This window comes from Flavobacterium rhamnosi, from assembly GCF_048286515.1.
GTDB lineage: Bacteria > Bacteroidota > Bacteroidia > Flavobacteriales > Flavobacteriaceae > Flavobacterium.
Genome location: NZ_JBLVPS010000017.1, coordinates 1 through 22,380 on the forward strand (window position 1 = coordinate 1; position 22,380 = coordinate 22,380).

Below are 22,380 nucleotides of genomic sequence, written 5' to 3' on the forward strand. Positions count from 1 at the left end.
TCTAAACGCCGCAAATAATATTTTGGAGAAAGGGCAATTTCTCATGGAAGCTAAAGTAGCCTGTTGAGGCAAGCTTTTTCCAAGAATCCTCAACGCTTAAGCTGGAGGAGTTGTCAATAGGTTTTGTTTCACTCAAAACCGAAAATAATCTTACGCTGTAACGATTCTCAAAACGATTTCTTTCATTTTTTCGCTACTAGACCTTTCAGTCTTATATATTTCCTTAATTTTGCCGAAATATTCTGAAAAAGTGGGAAGTAAAAATAAATTAAAAAGGTTCAAGGAAAACGAAACATTCAACAATGTTTTTCAACCAACAAGGGAGGAAGTAGTAGGTGATCTGTTTCCGCTTAAAGGAAAGTGGAACTCTGAATTCTTCAAAAATGACAACCCATTGGTTGTGGAATTGGGCTGTGGAAAAGGGGAATATTCGGTAGGTTTAGCTGAAAGGTATCCGAATAAGAATTTTATTGGAATCGACATCAAAGGAGCCCGTTTCTGGCGTGGTGCCAAAACTGCGGTTGAAACCGGATTGTATAATGTCGCTTTTATCAGAACCCAGATCGAATTAATCAATCATATTTTTGCCGAAAATGAAGTTGATGAAATTTGGATTACTTTTCCAGATCCACAAATCAAATACAAACGCACCAAACACAGAATGACCAATTCGGAGTTTTTGCAGCTGTATAAAAAAATCCTCAAAAAAGACGGTGTTGTAAACTTAAAAACCGACAGCGAATTCATGCATGGTTATACCTTAGGATTATTGCATGGTGAGGGGCATGAGGTTTTGTATGCAAACCATAACGTTTATGTAAATGAAGGAAGTCCGGAAGAAGTGACCGCTTTTCAAACTTTTTACGAAAAACAATATTTGGAAATTAATAAAGCAATTACGTATATTAGATTCAAAATTAAAGAATAGCATTATATTTAAACTCGAATAGTTTATCGTTTTAAATGCAAAAACCTTGCGTATGAATTTAATCACATCTTTGCTTTTGGGTTTCGTTACCGCTTTTATTGGGATTACGCCGCCAGGCTTAATTAATATGACAGCAGCAAAAGTGAATCTAAAAGAAGGAAAAAGAAGTGCTTTGTGGTTTGTTTTAGGGGCGGTTATTATTATATTTTTCCAAGCGTATCTTGCTATATTGTTTGCTCGCTTTATTGATAAACGCCCTGATGTTTTGATATTGATGCGTGAAGCAGGATTTGGCATTTTTGTTACTTTAACTATTTATTTTCTTTGGATCGCCAAAAAGCCAAAGATTAGAAAAGGGAAAATGAAAAAGTACAGCAGTACAAAACGATTTTTTCTTGGAATGCTGCTTTCGGCGCTTAATTTTTTTCCTATCCCTTATTATGTTTTTGTAAGTGTAACTTTAGCATCCTACAATCTATTTTTTTTCGAGATGACTTCTGTTTTTATCTTTGTGATCGGTGTGGTACTGGGATCTTCTTTAGTTTTTTATTGCTATATCACTTTCTTCCAAAAAATACAGGACAAAACGGATTACATTATGCGCAATATGAATACTATAATAGGAAGTATTACCGGATTGATATCTTTAATCACTCTGATCAATATCATTAGGTATTATTTGAGGTAGTTTTTATAAGCTAAAATAGAAATGTCATTTTATCAGATGTAAAACTATGTCAGACGAGAATTTTTTCGAACGAGTATATGCGATTGCACGACAAATTCCCTATGGAAGAGTTACTTCTTATGGTGCTATTGCAAAGGCTTTGGGGACAGCTCGCTCTGCCCGAATGGTAGGTTGGGCAATGAATGCTTCTCATAATCTGGAGGATGTGCCTGCACATCGAGTGGTCAATAGAAAAGGGTTGCTGACGGGGAAACTTCATTTCGACGGAACCAATCTCATGCAGCAGTTGTTGGAAAATGAGGGGGTGGAAGTCGTTGATAACCAAATTGTAGATTTTGATAAACATTTTTGGGAACCAAAGGTTAGGGAGCAATGATTTACTCGCGTTTTGTACTAGTTTTTACAATTTTGGAAGCGTTTTAATCTTTGTTTTTATTGTTCCTTTTAGTAGTCATTTCAGCTATTCGGATCAAATACTCTTCGATAGTTTCGCTGTCTCCAATTGGAATATTCTCCAATAAACTATCAAATCCATCAATTAGATTGGTGTGTTTCTCAAATGTATCTTTGAGTAATTGTTCGTTTTTTGTTTCCCAATAATTCCCCTCGTCAGTAAGATCAAAATTTTCAAAATATTTTTTGTTGATATGATCAAAAATATGGATCAGTTGTTTGTGAATTTCAGGGCCTGCAAATTGTGTTTTTACCGATATATAATTATCGTCTAAATCATTTATGGAAACCTTCGAAGACTCGAAATTATAAAAAGCACACATTTTTCCATTGGATAAAAAAGTAAAGCAAACAGCTTCACAGTTGGGTGGACTAAAACAAATGCCATAAATGGAATCAGTATAGGAATCAACGCTAAATGCTTGATTTGGAAACACTTCTTCAAAAACATAAAATTTCCATTGGTTGGTCTGCGAAATATCAGCCACCTCTTCAATCATATTTTTTAAAAGTAGAGGGTTTTTAAGAGCTCCCTTATAATGAAAACTTAATCCCATGATTTTTTCTTATAAATTTAAAATATATATTTTGTTTTATCGGGGTTATAATGTTGTTTTTCCGATTGAATTAAAAAAAGTTTTTACACCTTCTCCGTGGGTTGCTATTGAGAAATTATAACGCCAAAATTCTCAAATAATCGTCGCCAATTCCAATATCAATAAATGCAATGCAAAACCTTTATAATAAGAACTTTTCATAGTATCTTTGCAATCTGAAATCAGTTTAAATAAAGATAATATTCTGGCGGTAAAATGCTAATAGAAAACAATAAACTAAAAATGAAATTAGATAGGAAAGATATTCTTAAAGCTTTAGAAACGATTACTATAGCAGGAGAAGGAAAAAACATGGTTGAAAGTGGTGCAATTGCTAATGTTATTACTTTTGGTGATGAGGTTGTAGTAGATTTAGTTTTACACACCCCGGCAATGCACATTAAGAAGCGTGCTGAAGATGATATCAAAAAGACAATTCTTGAATTAGTATCTCCAGATGCTAAAATTAAAATCAATAGTAAAGTTGAGGTTCCGGATAAACCAGAAGTTAAGGGAAAATCAATACCAGGAATAAAGAATATCATAGGAGTTGCCTCCGGTAAAGGGGGTGTGGGAAAATCTACTGTTACTGCAAATTTGGCTGTATCATTAGCGAAAATGGGTTTTTCAGTTGGAATCCTTGACGCAGATATTTACGGACCATCTATGCCGATTATGTTTGACGTAGAAAGTGAAAAACCGATCTCTGTAATGGTCGATGGGAAATCAAAAATGAAACCCGTAGAAAGTTATGAAGTAAAAATTCTTTCTATAGGTTTTTTTACAGCACCGAGTCAAGCGGTAATCTGGAGAGGGCCAATGGCTTCTAAAGCATTGAATCAAATGATTTTTGATGCGGACTGGGGAGAATTAGATTTTATGTTAATCGATTTGCCACCAGGAACAGGGGATATTCATCTTTCAATTGTACAATCGTTACCAATTACGGGTGTTGTCATTGTAAGTACTCCGCAAGCAGTAGCTTTGGCTGATGCTAAAAAAGGAGTGTCAATGTTTATGTCAGATGCTATAAATGTCCCGGTATTGGGGATTATTGAAAACATGGCGTACTTTACGCCTGAAGAATTGCCTGGAAATAAATATTATATCTTTGGAAAAGAAGGAGCCAGAAATCTTGCAGAAGATTTAGATGTTCCATTCCTTGGAGAAGTGCCAATTGTACAGTCAATCCGTGAAGCGGGGGATTACGGTCGTCCTGCAGCTATGCAAACAGGTTCAATTATTGAAACTGTTTTTGAGGAAATCACGAGAAATGTGGTACGAGAAGTGGTAAGCAGAAATGAAAGTCTGCCCGCTACTGAAGCTGTTAAAATTACAACGATGGCAGGTTGTTCAGCAGTAAAAAAATAAATTGAAATTTAGTTGTTTGGAAGATTTAAAAATCCAGCAGTCTAAAAATCCAATAAAATAATTATGACAACAGAAGAATTAACATTAGAAGTTCAAAAAGCACTCGAAGAAATCAGACCTTTTTTGAATTCTGACGGCGGTGACATCACATTGATTTCCATCGAGGACGGAAAGCATGTAAAAGTGCGTCTCGAAGGAGCATGTACCAGTTGCAGCGTAAACCAAATGACACTGCGAGCCGGCGTTGAAACCACTATTAAAAAATTTGCTCCACAAATAGAAACTGTTGTAAATATCTTATAAATGAATAGTGCATGTCCCTTTTAAGAAAAAAGCTGCTCAGAACGGGTAGTGGGTTTTTTTAAAATGGTCGGGATATCTGCGCTACTTCGGTAGAAGGCTTTGGCTTCAGGCAAAGCAATCGGAATACCGTTTAAGATATTCGAAAATACAATTGATAAATCAACCAATTCCAAATAGTAAAAAATGGATGTATTAATAAAAATTAAAGATAGAGAAGGAGTAGTACATGAATTGCAGGCTCCTACAGATATGGCCATGAACATCATGGAATTATGTAAAGCGTACGAGCTTCCTGTTGAAGGAACCTGTGGCGGGATGGCCATGTGTGCGTCTTGTCAGTGTTATGTCCTTAATGACGTTGCACTACCTGAAATGGGCGATGATGAAGAAGCTATGCTGTCAGAAGCTTTCTATGTAAAAACCAACAGTCGTTTGGGTTGTCAAATTCCAATCACTGAAAGCCTCGAAGGGTTAGAATTAGAGTTGGCTCCGGAAAATTAAAATGAAAAAAGTGTTTACCTTGGTAGACGCTTTTTTTTTACTTATAATCTTTTAGATTGGTTGGACCTTCGAGCACTTCTCTCACAATTTGTAAAATACCATTCTCTTTAGTGTCAATAAACCATTTTATCAACGTGATGGTTCCATCTGCAATTTCAATTCCGGTTATGCTTCTGGGATGTACGCAGCTTCCATCATTAAAATAAGGCGTTGAGTTTTCATTTGGATAAGAAAAACTGGGACGGTGTGTATGCCCTACAATTGTAATTATTCTATTGTTAGTCTCGATCCATTTTTTTATACGCAGTTCGACTTTTATCCGTTCTATATAATTCTTGGCTGGGCTTGTTGGGTCAGATATTCCCCAAATCTGTAACGGTTTCCACAGTATACGTACCATTAACCTATTGATTTTCCAGCCAATATAATTCATAAAATCGGCTTGGTGACCATGAGTTAAAAACAGTTCCTGCTTGGTTTGCTGATGAACTAATACTATGGCTTCATGGCATTTTATACCGGTAAATAAAGGCTCAAGTCTGTCGTTTTGGGTGTTTGTATAAGTCGTTAGCGTTTTTTCTACATGATCTTTATCTCGAAAAGTCATTTCGTGGTTTCCCCAAATTTTATAATATCGATTGGAATCGTGAAATTTCTTCAGTAAGAGATATACGTTTTTATGTGCTTCGAAAATGGTTTTAAAAAAAATGTTTTCCCATAATTCATCACCATCACCCAACTCACAATAAGAAAAATTATCGTTATAATAATGGTTCATAGCATGAAAATAGACGTTTCTATTGTTTGCAAAATCGTCAGCAAAGCTGTTGTCGCTTCTGTGGCAGTCACTGAAAAGAATGAATTTTGATTGGTCATCAAAAGAAATTCTTTTGGCTTCTTTGTAGGCTCTTGTTAATCGTTCTTGGGAAGACATTTATTTATTTTAAAAAAATAAAGATATATAAAAACAGTTGTTAAAGCTGTTTTATGCAAACACTTCTTTACAATTGGGTTTTTTAGTTTTGAATTGCTGTAGCTGCTTTTGACAAAATTCGATCTACAAATAGAGAATACGCTAATTGCGAAGGGTGTAATCCATCTTGGGCAACAAGATTGGTATTCACCAAACCCTGTCTGGTGATATCCGTAATATTTATAAACTCGATACCATTATCTGTACAATATTTCTTTGCGAACGCATTATATGTTTCTATTTCTATGGAAATCTTCGATTGAATCCCTGATCCTTGACCATAAGGGGTATAGGCATAGTCTGGTATAGAAAGAACAATGACATTGGTTTTATCCCCTTTTGCCAACGCTATAGCCTTATTTATTAATTCTGGAAATTCCTTCTCATATACCGAAAAAAGTCTGTTTTGATATTGATTATTTACTCCAATTAATAAAGTGACCAGATCATAGTTTGGCGCAGGCTGTTGTAAATCAATTGCCGAAATTAAGTTGGTGGTGGTCCAGCCTGTTTGTGCAATAAGCTTTAAAGAAAAGGTATTGTTTGGATTTAAATTGCTTAACCTTTTTAGTAATTGTTCGGGAAATCGGCAAATTTCACAGACACTCTGTCCAATAGTGTAACTGTCTCCAAGCCCTAAATAACGAAAGGTTTGATTTTGTGTTTGCGGAACAGTAATGGGTATTGGAGTTGGAACAATGGTAGGGGCTGTTACTGGTGAGGTGTTTGTTATAGCAATCGGATTTTCACTGCTGCAACCTGTAACAAAAAGGAATAAAAAGAACGCAACTATTATCTGGTATTTGTTTTTCATTATTTTGAAATTAGTGATGTGTCATTTCTAAATAATAGTTACGTTTATTTGAAGGTATTGGTTTTACTTTTACGCTAATTCCAAATTCATCGTAATGGTTTCTTCGATCGCATCCCAAAGTCCGATACGTTTTTCTAAAGCTAAAATAGAAATTTCTTCGACATCTAGCCATTTTTGTGTGTCAGTTCCGCAAAGTTCGGTTATCATTTTCATAGCCATGGGCCCATGATCATCAGCGTCTAATTCGATATGTCTTTCGAAATAATAAATTAGCTTGCTCAAATCTTTTTTAGGAAAATTAGCTTGAAAGTTTTTTAAAATTTCAGTGAACATACTCGGAATCAGATCTTCTCTTCCAAACGTAAAAGCTGCGGCGATTTCATGTGATTTTCCTTCTTCAATCACTCTGAAAGTGAAATCTAAAAATGCTTTTATATTAGGGTGTAAGTTGCTTTTTTTAATAGCTACAAATATATTTTTAAGTGAATTTACTTCTAATAGAAATTGTTCAATTCCTGCAGTGTCGGCGCCACACGCTGTCATTGCTTCAATGTACATTTCATAATGACTTTGGCGACGGCCGTCAATAGTTAAATCTGATTCTTCAGCAAGGACTATTTCGTTTATTAAATATCTGGTTTCTGGATTTTCTGTGGCGAACCAAGGAGTTGTTGTACAGGTTAACTTGGATTGTAATGCTTTTAATAGTGACATAAAATCCCAAACCGCATAGACGTGGCTCTTGAGGAAGCATTGTAAGTCCTCAATGGTTTTTACTTTTTTGTATAAAGAATGCTGTAACAATAGTTCTTTCTGGGGCTGAATCCTATTGTTGATTGTCGCTATGTTCATTTTGTGGTATTTTTATGTAAATATAAAAAAGCTTCTTGTTTCCAAGAAGCTTTTACTATCAATTTTATAAATACTTTAATAGTCGTTTATGTCTATTTAAAAGCTGCAATTCCGGTTATGTCCATTCCTGTGATTAATAAGTGAATGTCATGTGTTCCTTCGTATGTAATTACGGATTCCAGGTTCATCATGTGGCGCATAATAGAATATTCTCCGGTAATTCCCATTCCACCTAATATCTGTCGGGCTTCGCGAGCAATAGTAATCGCCATGTCTACATTGTTTCTTTTTGCCATTGAGATTTGAGCTGTTGTTGCTTTACCTTCATTTCTTAAAACTCCTAATCTCCAGGTCAATAGTTGTGCTTTTGTGATTTCAGTGATCATTTCAGCTAATTTCTTTTGTTGTAGTTGTGTTCCTGCAATAGGTTTGTCGAATTGGATTCTTTCTTTAGCATAGCGCAAAGCCGTATCATAACAATCCATTGCCGCGCCAATAGCGCCCCAGGCAATTCCGTAACGAGCTGAATCGAGGCAGCCTAGTGGCGCTCCTAATCCAGATTTATTTGGCAACAAATTTTCTTTAGGTACTTTTACATTGTCAAAAATCAACTCTCCTGTAGAAGATGCGCGAAGTGACCATTTGTTGTGTGTTTCGGGTGTGGTAAAACCTTCCATTCCTCGTTCAACAATTAAACCGTGAATTCTTCCTTCTTCATTTTTTGCCCAAACAATTGCGATGTCAGCAAATGGTGCGTTCGAAATCCACATTTTGGCACCATTCAACAAGTAGTGATCACCCATGTCTTTAAAGTTCGTAATCATGCTTCCGGGATCAGAACCGTAATTAGGTTCAGTTAATCCAAAGCAGCCCATGAATTCTCCTGTAGCCAGTTTTGGTAAGTATTTCATACGTTGTTCTTCGTTTCCGTATTTCCAAATTGGATACATCACCAAAGAAGATTGCACGGATGAGGTAGAACGTACGCCAGAATCACCGCGCTCTATTTCCTGCATAATTAAACCATATGAAATCTGGTCTAGACCTGCACCACCATATTCTTCTGGAATATAGGGGCCAAAACCACCAATTTCACCCAAACCTTTTATGATTTGTTTTGGGAATTCAGCTTTTTGAGCATATTCTTCTATGATAGGAGAGACTTCACGTTTTACCCATGCACGAGCAGAATCACGTACTAATTTATGTTCTTCTGTTAGTAAGTCGTCAAGGTTGTAATAATCGGGAGCTTGAAATAAGTCTGGTTTCATGGTTCGGTAATTTTTATAGGGCAAATTTACATAAAGAAATATAACAAAAGCATTAACAAATGTTATATTTTTACCATTTTAATTGAAAATGGCAAATTTTGCAATCAAATAGGGTGTTTTTAATGTGTAGTTTGAATGAAAAAAGTCATTGACTACTAATTTACAATAAAATAGCTAATTGAGATCTGAAATTTATTTAAATAGAGAAGTTGATGTATAGAGATAAAGTTCCGAATTACATTTTCAAATAAAACGCATTAGTCAATGAAATGTATTCGGGAGTATAAATATGCCTGGCAGTTTCAATGGTCAATTCGTCTATCAAGAAATCAGTCTTTTCATTTCGGCTAAAAGCCAGTAAACTACGCTTGATCTCAGTAGTTGGAGTTCCTTTTACCCGAGTAATTTTTAAAGGATGTAATTCATATTCTTTGGCAAGAGCCAAGAAATGTTCTTCTTCTTTAAAAGGAATTATGACAGAGAGTATGCCGTTTTCAGAGAGGAGTAAAGCGGCAGCTTCGATCAAATCTTCAAATGGCATTGCATCAGTAAAACGGGCTAAATCGCGCTGTTCGTTTTCGGATTTGTAATCTTCAGTGTAAAATGGGGGGTTGGAAACTATTAAATCGTATTCGTCTTCTGGTTCTTCTACAAATTCATCCAAACCAGCATGAAAACAGAATAAACGATCACTCCAAGGGGAGTTTTCAAAATTATCTACGGATTGTTCGTACGCTTCTTCGTCGATTTCTAAGGCATCAATTTGTTCAGCATTGCTTCTTTGTGCAAGCATTAAAGCGATTACTCCTGTTCCGGCTCCAATATCTAAAATACTAAATGGGTTATTTTCAATAGGTGTCCAAGCGCCAAGTAAAACGCCGTCAGTCCCAATTTTCATGGCACAACGATCTTGTTGGATGGAGAATTTTTTGAAAGTAAACATTGAGATTGTAGATTAACGATTTTTTGAGTTCAGATTTTTGTAAAAGATAATGTATTGGACTTCAATAAAAAGATCATCTAATGAAGTCTTTGATTTCAGTGATTAACTGAATAAAAATATAACCGAATTTAATTTCTTTTAAAGATACATTTCAATCAATCCTTCTGGTAAATCCATGATGACTTTTTTGTTTTCTCTGTCAATTTTAACAAGGAAATGATCAATCATAGGGATAAGGATTTCTACATCGCCATTTAAAACTTCAAAAAGAGGCTGGGCAGTAGAGTCATTTATGGATTGAATTTTTCCAACAACACCAAGGCGTTTGTCTTCAACTTCAAAACCAATTACTTCATGGAAGTAAAATTTATTGCCGGTAAGTTTTGGCAACATATTTAAGGGAAGATAAATTGCGTTGCCTATAATGGCATCGGCATCTTCTTCGGTATTCATGTCTTCAAAACGAATTCTAAGAAAATCATTTTTGTGGAGTGAGCTACTTTCAATAAAAAAAGGAACCAAGTGCTTGTTGCATTCAACAAACACTGATTCCAAGTTTTCGTATAACTCAGGTTCGTCCGTATCTAAATAGGCAAGAACTTCCCCTTTGAAACTAAATTTTTTAGCGATTTTACCTAAATAGAAACAATCTTCTTTACGCATGTTCGCCTTCTAAAATTATGCTTCAGTTGTTTCGTTATTTTCTTCTGCAGCAGGAGCTTCTTCAGCTTCAACTTCAGCAACTTCTTCTTCAACAGCCGGAGTTGCAGCAGCGATAGCGTCAGCTTCTGCTTGAGCAGCTGCAGCTAAACGTTTAGCATTAACATCTTGTTCCGCTTTAAAAGCTTTAGCTTTAGCATCAGCTTGCGCTTTTGTTAAACCTTCTTTTTTAGCATCAACTTTTCCAGATTTTGCTTCTAACCAAGTAGCTAATTTTGCATCAGCTTGTTCTTGAGTTAAGGCACCTTTACGGATACCACCGTCAAGGTGATGTTTCAATAAAGCTCCTTTGTAAGAAAGAATTGCTTTTGCAGTATCAGTTGGTTGTGCACCATTGTGCAACCATTTTACTGCACTATCAAGGTTCAAGTCGATAGTTGCTGGGTTTGTGTTTGGATTGTAAGTACCGATTTTTTCTAAGTATTTACCATCTCTTTTTGAGCGAGCATCTGCTGCTACAACCCAGTAAAAAGGTTTTCCTTTTTTACCGTGTCTTTGTAATCTAATTTTTACTGACATAATCTTGTGATTAAATTTTGAGGTACTCGACCTCGATTAATTAAGGGTGCAAAGATACATTTTTTATTGATAAATGCTAACGGGAACAGTATTTTAATGATTGGTAATGTGTTAGGTTTTATTAGGCGTGTAATTTTTACTTCTATTTTATATTTTTTAGGTAGAATATCATACTTTTGTTTAAAAGATGCATTGATATGAAAAAATATTTTCTTTTAATTGTCGTGATTTTTTCCTTAGTTTCTTGTGAGGAAGATATTAGATTTAATAGCCCTTCCTTGCAAGGTTTGAAAGATAATGTGTTTTGGAGGGCGGTAGAATCAAAAGCAACATTGGCTCCTGATGGATCTTTGCTTATTGAAGCTTATACCCGAAATGAAACATTATCTATAAAGATAACTTCTACTCAGGCTCAAAGCTATTTTTTAGGAACTAGCGAGTCTAAAAAAGTGACTTACGTTGTTACAGATGCAACAGGTGTTGTAAGTACTTATTCTACAGGTTTTGGTATTGGAGATGGTCAGATTGTGATCACGGATTATGATGAAGTGAACAAAACGGTTAGCGGTACATTTAAATTTAATGCAGAAAATACTGACAATAACGAGTTAGTTAGTCTTCTTGTGAATTTTCAGCAAGGTGTTTTTTATAAAGTGCCAGTTCAATAGCTTATTCAATAAAATAGCACTGGTTGTGTTCTAAAAATGCTTAAATTAAGTGCTTTAGAATATTCTTTTTCTTTTAAGATTTAAAATAAAAAACAGAAATAAGCTAATCTATAGTAGATTAGAAAAAAATAAGAGTACATTTGTTTTATTATTTAAATAAGTACATATGAATATTTTTGTTGGAAGTCTTCCATTCAGTATTGAGGAAGCAGATTTAAGAGAGTCTTTCGAGGCTTACGGAGCAGTTGATTCAGTTAAAATTATTACTGATAAATTTACTGGAAGAAGTAAAGGATTTGGTTTTGTTGAGATGCCAAATGATGACGAAGCTCAAAAAGCAATTGATGAATTGAACGGTGCAACTGTTCAAGGACGTGCGATTGTAGTAAACAAATCTGAACCAAAACCAGAAGGGGAAAGAAGAAGTTTTAACAATAACAGTCGTGGTGGAGATTCACGCGGTGGTTATGGTGGTGGAAACAGCCGTGGTGGAGATAACCGTGGTGGTGGAAACAGAGGAGGATATTAATATTTTTTTCTACAATATAAAAAAAGGTGTCAATTTATTGACACCTTTTTTGGTTGGTATATATTCCTTTAAAGATGCAATGTAATGCATCTTTAAAGGAATAATTATTTTACAAATTTGCAACTAACCAGTCTCCAACTTCGCTAGTTTTGTACGTTTTTGCATCTTTTCCAGCTAAATCCTCTGTTACAATTCCTTGTTCCAATGATTTATTAACTACAGCTCTAATTGCTTCTGCTTCTTCTTTTAATCCAAAAGCGTCTTCAAACATCATTGCAGCAGATAGTACTGTCGCTAATGGATTAGCGATGTTCAATCCTGTCGCTTGTGGGTAAGAACCATGAATAGGTTCATATAGTGAAGTGTGTTCTCCAACTGATGCAGATGGCATTAATCCCATAGAACCTGAGATTACAGAAGCTTCATCGGTTAGTATATCTCCAAATAAGTTTTCTGTAATCAAAACGTCATAAGAGTTTGGCCATTGCACTAAACGCATAGCTACTGCATCCACAAATTCATAACTTACAGTTACTTCAGGATACTCTTTTTCCATCGCTTGTACTGTTTCTCTCCATAAACGAGAAGTCTCCATTACATTTGCTTTATCAACGCAGCACAATTTCTTTGAACGTGTCATAGCTAGTTCAAATCCTTTTTTAGCTAAACGTTTTACTTCTGTTCTTGTGTAAGTGCAAGTGTCAAAAGCGGTTTCGCCATCGTCTTTTCTTCCTTTTTCGCCAAAATAAATTCCTCCGGTAAGTTCTCTTAAAAAGATCAAGTCGGTTCCTTCGATACGTTCTCTTTTCAAAGGAGAGTTATCAATCAAAGATGGGAATGTAAATGTAGGGCGTACATTGGCAAACAAACCTAACTTTTTGCGCATTAATAATAAACCTTGTTCCGGTCTCACGGTTGCTTTTGGATCATTATCGTATTTTGGGTGTCCAATAGCCCCAAACAAAACTGCATCCGCTTTCATGCAAATTTCATGCGTTTCATCAGGATAAGGAACTCCTACTGCATCAATAGCACAAGCTCCTGTCAGAGCTGGAGTCCAAGTGATTTCATGGTTAAATTTTTTTGCAATAGCATTAGAAACTTTTACAGCTTCATTGATTACTTCTGGTCCAATTCCGTCTCCGGCTAAAAGGGCTATGTTAAATTTCATTAGGTATGTTTTATATTAGTATAGTTTTTTATTTATTGTTGGGGGCTGTAACCACATTCAACATCTTCTGGGTAGCGATGATTGCAGCAACTGTTTGGTCTGAATCTAGTCCCCTTGTTTTAAATTCTTTCCCATTATTAGTCCATGTAATTATGGTTTCGCACAATGCATCAGAACTACTTCCGGGCGGAATTCGCACTGCATAGTCGGTCAATTTTGGCAATTCCATTTTTTTGCTTTTGTATATTTTTGCCAGTGCATTCATAAAAGCATCAAATTGTCCATCACCTTGCGCATTTTCTTCTATGATTTCACCGTCTATTTTTAAACAGAGCGTAGTGGAAGGGCGCATTCCTTTGGCATGTACCAATACATAAGATTCCACCGCAATTCGCTCTTCATAAGTCTGACTGTCTAAAACATCAGAAATAATATAAGGTAAGTCTTCTTTGGTAACGGTTTCTTTTTTATCGCCCAATTCAATGATGCGTTGAGTGACTAATTTTAGATCCTCAGGGTTCAATTTTAAACCTAATTCCTGAAGATTTTTTTCGATATTAGCTTTGCCAGATGTTTTTCCTAATGCGTACTTTCGTTTTCGTCCAAAACGTTCCGGCAGTAAATCATTAAAATATAAATTATTTTTGTTGTCTCCATCAGCATGGATACCTGCTGTTTGGGTAAATACATTGTCTCCAACGATAGGTTTGTTTGCAGGAATTCTATAGCCGGTGAAAGTTTCTACCAATTTACTCACAGAGTACAGTGAAGATTCTTTTACCCCAATTTTTATTTCTGGCAAAAAGTCATTAATTACGGCAACGGTGCTTTCAAGCGGTGCATTTCCAGCACGTTCTCCCATTCCGTTTACCGTTACGTGAAGTCCTTGAATACCAGCTTTCACTGCTTCCATTACATTGGCGATACTTAAATCGTAGTCGTTATGGGCGTGAAAATCAAAATGAGTATTTGGGTATCTCGCAATAATTTTTGAAATAAAATCAAAAGTTTCAGAAGGTATCAAAACTCCTAAAGTGTCAGGTAACAAGACTCTTTTTATAGGTTGTTTTGTCAAAAAATCTAAATACTGAAACACATATTCTGGTGAGTTGCGCATTCCGTTACTCCAGTCTTCTAAATACACATTGGTCTCAATGTTGTTTTCTTGAGCCAAAGCAATAGCTTGAGCAATTTCAGTAAAGTGTTGTTCAGGCGTTTTCTTTAGTTGATGTGTTAAATGGTTGAGAGAGCCTTTGGTTAATAAATTCTGAACTTTTGCTCCAGTTTTTTTCATCCAATCTATTGAAAGTCCACCATCAACAAATGTTAAAACTTCTATTCGGTTAGAATATTTTTTCTCATCAGCCCAGGTCATTATACCTTTTACGCCTTGAAATTCGCCTTCACTTACGCGTGCCGACGCAATTTCGATTCTGTCAATATTTAATTCTTCCAGCAATAATTGTGCAATGGTTAGTTTTTCTGCAGCAGAAAATGATACTCCCGATGTTTGTTCACCGTCTCGGAGTGTCGTATCCATTATTTCAATTTTTCTTTTTTCCATTATAAATCTGATGCTAAAAGTGGTTTCGACTTCAGTAATTTTGAAGTCTTGTTGTTGTATTTTATAAAATGGTAAAAGCAGTTATCTGGCTTAACAATAATGTTGAGCATAAGATAACTGCATTTTTATTGTTTGTTTCTAGTAAGGAAGCTTATTGGCAAACCCAACAATTTCTTCTTTGATGTTTTGTAGGTAATCAATATCATCAAAGCCATTGATCATATTGTCTTTTTTGTATCCGGAGATATCAAAAGATTCTTTTTGACCAGTTGTTTTTAGTGTAATGGTTTGTTCAGGAAGATTTATTTCTAATTCTGTCTTTGGATCAGCTTCAATAGCATTGAAGATAGTTTCAGCAAATTCTGGGCTAACTTGAACTGGTAAAACACCAATGTTTAAGCAGTTTCCTTTGAAGATGTCTGCAAAGAAACTTGAAACAACCGCACGGAATCCATAATCATAAACTGCCCAAGCTGCATGCTCTCTTGAAGAACCTGAACCAAAGTTTTTTCCGCCTACTAATATTTTTCCACTGTAAGTTGCGTCATTCAATACAAAATCAGCTTTTGGAGTATCATCTCCGTTGTATCTCCAATCTCTGAAAAGATTGTCTCCAAAAGCTTCACGTTTTGTAGCTTTCAAGAAACGCGCTGGGATAATTTGATCGGTATCAACGTTTTCTATTGGTAGTGGCACTGCACTACTGGTAAGGATGTTAAATTTATCGTATGCCATTTTTATTTTATTTGATACTGTGTCATTAGGTATCTACCTTGTTTACAGTAGTTTTATATTGTTTTTTTGAAGTCAGAATTCTAGAATAAATCCCTAGGGTCTGTAAGTTTTCCGGTAACCGCAGCAGCAGCGGCCATAATTGGACTTGCCAATAATGTTCTTGAACCTGGACCTTGACGACCTTCAAAGTTTCTGTTTGAAGTACTTACTGCATATTTTCCTGCAGGTACTTTATCATCATTCATTGCTAAACAAGCGGAACAACCTGGCTGACGCAATACGAAACCAGCTTCCGTAAGAATATCCAAAAGACCTTCTTCTTTGATCTGAGCTTCTACTACGTGAGAACCTGGAACTAACCAAGCCGTAACATTGTCTGCTTTTTTTCTTCCTTTTACAATTGCTGTAAAAGCTCTGAAGTCTTCAATTCTACCATTAGTACAACTTCCTAAGAAAACAAAATCAATTGGTTTGCCAATCATTACGTCGTTTTCTTCAAAGCCCATGTAGGCTAAAGATTTTTTGTATGTTTCCTCGCCACCTTCAACTTGGTTAGCATTTGGAATATTTTTAGAGATACCAATTCCCATTCCAGGATTTGTACCATAAGTAATCATTGGTTCGATATCCGAAGCATTGATGTTTAATTCTGCGTCAAAAATAGCATCTGCATCCGTTTTTAACGTTTTCCAATACGCAACCGCTTTATCCCAAGCTTCGCCTTTTGGAGCATATAATCTTCCTTCTAAGAAATCGAATGTTTTTTGGTCAGGAGCGATCATACCGCCACGAGCACCCATTTCAATACTCAAGTTACAAACGGTCATACGGCCTTCCATAGACATGTTTTCAAAAACATCTCCGGCATATTCTGCAAAATATCCTGTACCTCCAGAAGTAGTTAATTTAGAAATAATATAAAGTGCGACGTCTTTTGGACCCACACCTTTACTTAATTCACCATTTACGTTGATACGCATTTTCTTTGGTTTCGGTTGCATGATACATTGTGTTGCCATTACCATTTCAACCTCGGAAGTCCCAATACCAAATGCAATAGCGCCAAATGCACCGTGAGTAGATGTATGTGAATCTCCACAAACAATAGTTGCACCAGGCAAAGTAATTCCGTTTTCAGGACCGACTACGTGTACAATTCCATTTTTTTGATGACCTAATCCCCAGTGAGATATGCCATATTCTGCTGCGTTATCTTCCAATGCTTTTAGCTGATTGGCAGATAAAGCGTCAGCAACAGGCAAATGTTGATTTATTGTTGGTGTATTATGGTCGGCAGTTGCAAAAGTGCGTTCTGGGTATAAAACCGTGATACCTCTTTCTTTTAAACCTAAAAAAGCTACAGGACTAGTAACTTCATGGATGAAATGACGGTCAATAAAAAACACATCTGGTCCATCTTCAATTTTACGCACAACATGCGAATCCCATACTTTGTCAAATAATGTAGTACTCATTTTAAATATTTTTTAAGTGTATTTCTTCTTTTACAACCAAATTATTTACATAAAGTTGTAACAATTGGAACAAATTTAAAAAAATAAAAAAGGCTGTCAATTTTAATATTTCATTATATACGATACCCAAACTGTTTTTATAACACCTTACCTCTTCTGTTATAGGTTTGTAGTTGCAGTGCCTTCTTTTTTTTTTGATATTAAATTTCTTTTTAAAGCTATTTGTATTTTAAATAAGTCCAATTTGATAATTTGCAAAATTATAGCTATTTTGGTGTAAATGAGGGTTTTTTGATTTAAAAAATATAACAAAACGATTAAAAAACGTAATAATTAACAAAAATAACAAGGTGTTTTATTTTCGACGGCATAAGTTATTTTGATCTTTTTCATAACTAAAGCAGTATTTTTTTAGTGATTTTACTTCTATTTGTTTTGATAAAATACTACGACATCCAAAAAAAGACACGGCATGTTTATTTCTCTTTTTGCAAGTTCATTAAGAAATGATTTTAGACTAAAAGAGGGAATAAATCGTAGGGCGATTCCTAGAGATTATTTTGCATTTTTTTGTTTGTATTTTAGGGTTATTCTACCTAAAAAATCCTAAATTTGAAATTCATTTTTTGTGATTTTAAAGAATTACAAACACTTCAATTCCAGATATGTACTTAATATTCGATACCGAAACTACAGGATTACCAAAGCGTTGGGGCGCTCCCATTTCAGATACGGATAACTGGCCGCGTTGTATTCAGATTGCCTGGCAGTTGCATGATGATATGGGAAAACTCATCGAGCATCAGGATTATTTGGTCAAGCCCGAAGGTTTTAATATTCCGTATGATGCGGAACGAATTCACGGTATTTCTACGGAATTGGCTGAAGTCGATGGGATTTCTTTGGCAGAAGTTTTAGAGAAATTCAATATAGCTTTAAGTAAAGCCAAATTTATTGTAGGTCAGAATTTAGGTTTTGACATCAATATTATGGGTTGCGAATTTTATAGAATGGGTGTTGAAAGCCAAATGAGTTCTATGCCTATTTTGGATACCTGTACTGAAGTTACTGCTTCCTTATTAAAATTACCAGGAGGACGTGGCGGTAAATTTAAATTACCAACGCTTACGGAATTACATAGTTATCTTTTTAATAAACCTTTCGGTGAAGCGCACAATGCCACGGCCGATGTGGAGGCAACTACGCGTTGTTTCTTGGAATTAATCCGTCGCGATGTTTTTACTAAAGAAGAGCTCGACGTAGAAATTGGTTATTTAAGAGATTTTCAAAATAAGAATCCAAATGAGATTCAGCTTATAGGATTGAAACATATTAATCTCAAGGCGGCATCTGAAAAAATTCGACAACAGTTTGGAGAGAAACAGGCGCCGGCAGTTTCGAGAGAAGAGCTTTCTGAGAATAAAAAGGTGCTTATTGATACGCCTTTTGTGCATTTGCACAATCATACGCAATTTTCGGTGTTGCAATCTACTATAAGTATTGCAGCATTAGTAAAAGCGGCAGCACAAGAAAAAATGCCCGCGGTTGCTATGACGGATCATGCCAATTTGATGGGCGCTTTTCATTTTGTTCGTGATATTTTATACCATAATAAAGCTGTTGAAGCAAAGAACAAAGCAGCTGTAGCCAATGGTGAAGAACCTACTGAAGTTCCAATGAAGCCAATTGTGGGTTGTGAATTTTTTGTTTGTGAAGACCATAAAAACAAGTCGGTAAAAGACAATGGATACCAAATAGTACTTTTAGCGAAGACCAAAAAAGGCTATCATAATCTGGCTAAAATGTCCTCAATCGCTTATACTGAAGGCTTCTATTACGTTCCAAGGATCGATAGGAAAGTTATTCAGGAGTTTAAAGAAGATATTATTGTTTTGTCTGGAAATCTTTATGGTGAAATCCCAAATAAGATTTTAAATATTGGGGAAAACCAAGCCGAAGAAGCACTGCTTTGGTGGAAAAATGAATTCAGGGAAGATTTCTACATTGAGGTGATGCGCCACAATCAGGAAGATGAGAATCGGGTGAATACATCTTTGATTTCATTGGCAAGAAAGCATGATGTCAAAATTATAGCCACTAACAATACCTTTTATATAAACAAAGAAAATTCGAATGCACATGATATTTTACTTTGTGTGCGTGATGGCGAAAAGCAAACTACGCCTATAGGTCGGGGTCGGGGGTATCGTTACGGATTGCCGAATCAGGAATATTATTTCAAGTCGGGAGACGAAATGAAACAGCTTTTCAATAATTTACCGGAAGCAATTTCGAATATTTCAGAGATTGTTGATAAAATTGAAATTTTCGATTTAGCACGGGAAGTTTTATTGCCAAAATTTGAAATCCCGATTGAATTTAATAATCCTGAGGATGAAAAAGACGGTGGGGTAAGAGGTGAAAATGCTTATTTAAGGCATTTGACTTTTGAAGGAGCTCGAAGACGGTATCCCGAAATTACAGAAGAAATTCAGGAACGATTGGATTTTGAACTATTGACCATATCGAATTCCGGTTATCCGGGATATTTCCTAATTGTACAGGATTTAATTGCCGAGGCAAGAAGCATGGGTGTTTCTGTGGGTCCTGGCAGGGGTTCTGCGGCAGGATCAGTGGTGGCCTATTGTTTGAAAATTACCAATATAGATCCATTGATGTACAATCTGCTTTTTGAGCGTTTTTTGAATCCGGATCGTGTGTCACTACCCGATATTGATATCGATTTTGATGATGAAGGACGAAGCAGTGTAATGGATTATGTGATCCGAAAATACGGCTCGAAACAGGTGGCTCAAATTATCACGTATGGAAAAATGGCTACGAAATCAGCCATTAGAGATACGGCACGTGTGTTGGATTTGCCTTTATTTGAAGCAGATAAAATCGCGAAATTGATTCCTGGTATGATGCCGTCGAAGTGGAATTTAGCGCGTTTTTTGAATGAAAAAGAAGATGTAATTAAGAAAGCGGTTCGTCCCGAAGAATACGATAAAATAAAGGAATTAATAGGTCTTGCTAATGAAAGTGATTTGGGTGGGGAAACTATTCAGCAAGCCAAAGTTTTAGAAGGGAATTTAAGAAATACTGGGATTCACGCTTGTGGAGTAATTATCACACCAAGTGATATTACCAATTTTGTTCCTGTGGCTACGGCCAAAGATTCGGATTTGTATGTAACCCAATTTGACAACTCGGTGGTGGAAAGTGCCGGTTTGTTGAAGATGGACTTCTTGGGTTTGAAAACCCTAACCTTGATAAAAGATACCGTTAAACTAGTAAAGTACAGGACTGGAATTGAGTTGAATCCTGATGAATTCCCAATTGATGATTTGAAGACATATGAGCTTTTTCAGCGTGGTGAAACGGTAGGAATTTTTCAATATGAGAGTCCGGGAATGCAGAAATACATGAAGGAATTAAAACCGACAGTATTTCCCGATCTGATTGCGATGAATGCATTGTATCGTCCGGGTCCGATTGCTTATATTCCGAGTTTCGTCAAGCGAAAAAATGGTGAAGAGGAAATTATTTACGACCTTGATGCTTGCGAGGAATTACTAAAAGATACATACGGAATTACCGTTTACCAAGAACAAGTAATGCTTTTGTCCCAAAAACTTGCGGATTTCTCCAAAGGTGATGCCGACGTTTTGCGTAAAGCGATGGGAAAAAAGCAAAAGGATGTCTTGGATAAAATGAAACCTAAATTTATTAGTCAGGCTGCTGCAAAAGGTCATGCCGAAGATAAGCTGGAGAAAATTTGGAAAGACTGGGAAGCCTTTGCGGAATATGCATTTAATAAATCACACTCTACATGTTATGCTTGGATCGCGTACCAAACGGCATTTTTGAAAGCCAATTACCCTGCCGAATACATGGCTGCGGTTTTGTCTAATAATATGAGTGATATCAAGCAGGTTTCGTTCTTTATGGAGGAATGTAAGCGCATGGGGCTACAAGTTTTGGGACCTGATGTAAATGAGTCGTTTTATAAATTTACCGTAAATGATAATTATGCGGTGCGTTTTGGAATGGGAGCGATAAAGGGAGTTGGTTCTGGTGCCGTGGCGACGATTGTAGAGAAAAGAAAAGATGGAAGGTATAAATCGATTTTCGATTTGACTAAGCGTATTGATTTGCGTGCAGCGAATAAAAAGGCATTAGAGAATCTAGCTTTGGCTGGTGGATTTGATTCGTTTTTAGGAACAACGAGAGCGCAATATTTTCATGATGATGGCGATGGAATTACCTTTTATGAAAAAGCGATTCGGTATGGTTCGAAGTTTCAGGAAAATGAAAATTCATCTCAAGTGAGTTTGTTTGGAGATACCAGCGAAGTCCAAATTGCCGAGCCTGTTGTACCACCTTGCGAGGACTGGAGTACAATGGAAAAGCTGGCAAAAGAGAAAGAGGTTGTCGGGATTTATATCTCGGGACATCCGCTGGATGATTATAAATTTGAAATGAAATATTTTTGTAACGCTAAGTTGGAAGCGTTGAAAAACATGGAGCTTCATGTGAGTAAAAATCTAGCTTTTGGGGGGATTATCAACAATGTTCAACATCGAGTGGCCAAAAATGGAAAAGGTTGGGGTATGTTTACATTAGAAGGGTACGACGAGAGTTATGAGTTCAGAATCTTTGGGGAGGAGTATTTGAGATTCCGTCATTTCTTTATTCAAAATAATTTTACATTCATGAAGGTGTTGGTGAAAGAGGGCTGGACAGACCGCGATACAGGAAAGAAGGGTGAGCCAAGATTGCAATTTGTGGAGGTGAAACAATTGCAGGATGTGTTAGAAACCTTCGCTAGAAAATTAGTTTTACTTCTGAATATTGCGGATTTGGAAGCTGATTTTATTCATCGATTGAGTCATCTTTTTCAAGATAATAAAGGGGATAATACCGTGTCTTTTGAAATCATGGAATTGGAAAAAACCAAACGATTAGTAGAGGAGGTGCCTGTTGTTGTGGAGAGTGAAGAGGAGGTTTTTGTGGAAGAAAATGATGATGCTGACGCTTTAGAAATAGTAGCTCCGGAAATAAATACGGCCACAGAAGTAGAAGAAATTAAGGTTGTGACCAAGTTAACTATGCCGAGCAGAAAATTGAAAATAAAAATTTCGAATGAATTGCTGATAGAGCTGGAGAAAATGCAGATTAACTTTAAGCTGAATTAGGATGCAACTCCTAGTCCTGATGGCTGAATATTTTCTCTTGAAAATCAACATTGTGAAGTCAAATAGCAATTTACAATACACTTATAATCAAAACTAATTTATGAA

The 22,380-nt window shown here is 36.0% G+C and carries 21 protein-coding genes; 9 read left to right on the forward strand and 12 right to left on the reverse strand.

Annotated elements, in window-relative coordinates; translation table 11 throughout:
- Positions 1 to 250: 250 nt before the first annotated feature.
- From trmB to ACNQGN_RS13305, 3 genes are read left to right on the forward strand one after another with little or no spacing between them, the layout of a single operon-like run.
- A complete protein-coding gene (gene trmB, locus ACNQGN_RS13295; protein ID WP_417988399.1) occupies positions 251 to 928 on the forward strand; it encodes a tRNA (guanosine(46)-N7)-methyltransferase TrmB in 678 nt (225 codons plus the stop codon).
- A 52-nt stretch (positions 929 to 980) separates the two neighbouring features.
- A complete protein-coding gene (locus tag ACNQGN_RS13300; RefSeq protein WP_417988319.1) occupies positions 981 to 1,616 on the forward strand; it encodes a LysE family transporter in 636 nt (211 codons plus the stop codon).
- Positions 1,617 to 1,662: 46 nt separating this feature from the next.
- Positions 1,663 to 1,992, forward strand: coding sequence for an MGMT family protein (locus tag ACNQGN_RS13305; protein WP_417988320.1), 330 nt, complete (start codon positions 1,663 to 1,665; stop codon positions 1,990 to 1,992).
- Positions 1,993 to 2,035: 43 nt separating this feature from the next.
- Here the strand turns inward: ACNQGN_RS13305 and ACNQGN_RS13310 are convergent, their stop codons facing one another.
- On the reverse strand, positions 2,036 to 2,626 hold the full coding sequence (locus ACNQGN_RS13310; protein WP_417988321.1) for a hypothetical protein: 591 nt from the start codon (positions 2,624 to 2,626) through the stop codon (positions 2,036 to 2,038).
- A 282-nt stretch (positions 2,627 to 2,908) separates the two neighbouring features.
- Here ACNQGN_RS13310 and ACNQGN_RS13315 point away from each other — a divergent pair, with 282 nt between their 5' ends.
- From ACNQGN_RS13315 to ACNQGN_RS13325, 3 genes are all read left to right on the forward strand, one after another.
- On the forward strand, positions 2,909 to 4,036 hold the full coding sequence (locus ACNQGN_RS13315; protein WP_417988322.1) for an Mrp/NBP35 family ATP-binding protein: 1,128 nt from the start codon (positions 2,909 to 2,911) through the stop codon (positions 4,034 to 4,036).
- 63 nt (positions 4,037 to 4,099) lie between these two features.
- On the forward strand, positions 4,100 to 4,339 hold the full coding sequence (locus ACNQGN_RS13320) for a NifU family protein (protein ID WP_103998375.1): 240 nt from the start codon (positions 4,100 to 4,102) through the stop codon (positions 4,337 to 4,339).
- A 183-nt stretch (positions 4,340 to 4,522) separates the two neighbouring features.
- Positions 4,523 to 4,840, forward strand: coding sequence for a 2Fe-2S iron-sulfur cluster-binding family protein (locus ACNQGN_RS13325; protein ID WP_417988323.1), 318 nt, complete (start codon positions 4,523 to 4,525; stop codon positions 4,838 to 4,840).
- 37 nt (positions 4,841 to 4,877) lie between these two features.
- Here ACNQGN_RS13325 and ACNQGN_RS13330 read toward each other — a convergent pair whose 3' ends face one another.
- The 7 genes from ACNQGN_RS13330 to ACNQGN_RS13360 all read right to left on the reverse strand — a co-directional run bounded on the left by ACNQGN_RS13330 (position 4,878) and on the right by ACNQGN_RS13360 (position 10,932).
- Positions 4,878 to 5,774, reverse strand: coding sequence for a serine/threonine protein phosphatase (locus tag ACNQGN_RS13330; RefSeq protein WP_417988324.1), 897 nt, complete (start codon positions 5,772 to 5,774; stop codon positions 4,878 to 4,880).
- 82 nt (positions 5,775 to 5,856) lie between these two features.
- Positions 5,857 to 6,627, reverse strand: coding sequence for an SGNH/GDSL hydrolase family protein (locus ACNQGN_RS13335; RefSeq protein ID WP_417988325.1), 771 nt, complete (start codon positions 6,625 to 6,627; stop codon positions 5,857 to 5,859).
- 69 nt (positions 6,628 to 6,696) lie between these two features.
- Entirely contained in the window at positions 6,697 to 7,479 is a 783-nt protein-coding gene (locus tag ACNQGN_RS13340; RefSeq protein ID WP_417988326.1) for a DUF3050 domain-containing protein, read from the reverse strand.
- A 92-nt stretch (positions 7,480 to 7,571) separates the two neighbouring features.
- On the reverse strand, positions 7,572 to 8,750 hold the full coding sequence (locus ACNQGN_RS13345) for an acyl-CoA dehydrogenase family protein (protein ID WP_417988327.1): 1,179 nt from the start codon (positions 8,748 to 8,750) through the stop codon (positions 7,572 to 7,574).
- A gap of 235 nt (positions 8,751 to 8,985) precedes the next feature.
- A complete protein-coding gene (locus tag ACNQGN_RS13350) occupies positions 8,986 to 9,693 on the reverse strand; it encodes a tRNA1(Val) (adenine(37)-N6)-methyltransferase (protein ID WP_417988328.1) in 708 nt (235 codons plus the stop codon).
- A 138-nt stretch (positions 9,694 to 9,831) separates the two neighbouring features.
- Entirely contained in the window at positions 9,832 to 10,356 is a 525-nt protein-coding gene (gene rimM / locus ACNQGN_RS13355; protein WP_417988329.1) for a ribosome maturation factor RimM, read from the reverse strand.
- A gap of 15 nt (positions 10,357 to 10,371) precedes the next feature.
- Positions 10,372 to 10,932, reverse strand: a complete 561-nt coding sequence (locus ACNQGN_RS13360) for a 30S ribosomal protein S16 (protein ID WP_416853174.1) — start codon at positions 10,930 to 10,932, stop codon at positions 10,372 to 10,374.
- Between the two features lie 197 nt (positions 10,933 to 11,129).
- On the opposite strand from ACNQGN_RS13360, the gene ACNQGN_RS13365 reads away from it, so the two are divergent.
- Both ACNQGN_RS13365 and ACNQGN_RS13370 read left to right on the forward strand, forming a co-directional pair.
- Positions 11,130 to 11,600 (forward strand): DUF6252 domain-containing protein, encoded by a 471-nt coding sequence (locus tag ACNQGN_RS13365; RefSeq protein WP_417988330.1) that lies wholly within the window; start codon positions 11,130 to 11,132, stop codon positions 11,598 to 11,600.
- A gap of 166 nt (positions 11,601 to 11,766) precedes the next feature.
- Entirely contained in the window at positions 11,767 to 12,129 is a 363-nt protein-coding gene (locus ACNQGN_RS13370) for an RNA recognition motif domain-containing protein (protein ID WP_099713722.1), read from the forward strand.
- 109 nt (positions 12,130 to 12,238) lie between these two features.
- On the opposite strand, the gene leuB is transcribed toward ACNQGN_RS13370, so the two are convergent.
- From leuB to leuC, 4 genes are all read right to left on the reverse strand, one after another.
- A complete protein-coding gene (gene leuB, locus ACNQGN_RS13375; RefSeq protein WP_417988331.1) occupies positions 12,239 to 13,300 on the reverse strand; it encodes a 3-isopropylmalate dehydrogenase in 1,062 nt (353 codons plus the stop codon).
- 28 nt (positions 13,301 to 13,328) lie between these two features.
- Complete coding sequence (locus tag ACNQGN_RS13380; RefSeq protein WP_417988332.1) at positions 13,329 to 14,864, reverse strand: alpha-isopropylmalate synthase regulatory domain-containing protein; 1,536 nt, start codon at positions 14,862 to 14,864, stop codon at positions 13,329 to 13,331.
- A 138-nt stretch (positions 14,865 to 15,002) separates the two neighbouring features.
- A complete protein-coding gene (gene leuD / locus ACNQGN_RS13385) occupies positions 15,003 to 15,599 on the reverse strand; it encodes a 3-isopropylmalate dehydratase small subunit (protein WP_417988333.1) in 597 nt (198 codons plus the stop codon).
- Positions 15,600 to 15,679: 80 nt separating this feature from the next.
- Positions 15,680 to 17,074, reverse strand: a complete 1,395-nt coding sequence (leuC, locus tag ACNQGN_RS13390; protein ID WP_417988334.1) for a 3-isopropylmalate dehydratase large subunit — start codon at positions 17,072 to 17,074, stop codon at positions 15,680 to 15,682.
- A 665-nt stretch (positions 17,075 to 17,739) separates the two neighbouring features.
- Here leuC and dnaE point away from each other — a divergent pair.
- A complete protein-coding gene (gene dnaE / locus ACNQGN_RS13395) occupies positions 17,740 to 22,275 on the forward strand; it encodes a DNA polymerase III subunit alpha (RefSeq protein ID WP_417988335.1) in 4,536 nt (1,511 codons plus the stop codon).
- Positions 22,276 to 22,380 lie beyond the last annotated feature (105 nt).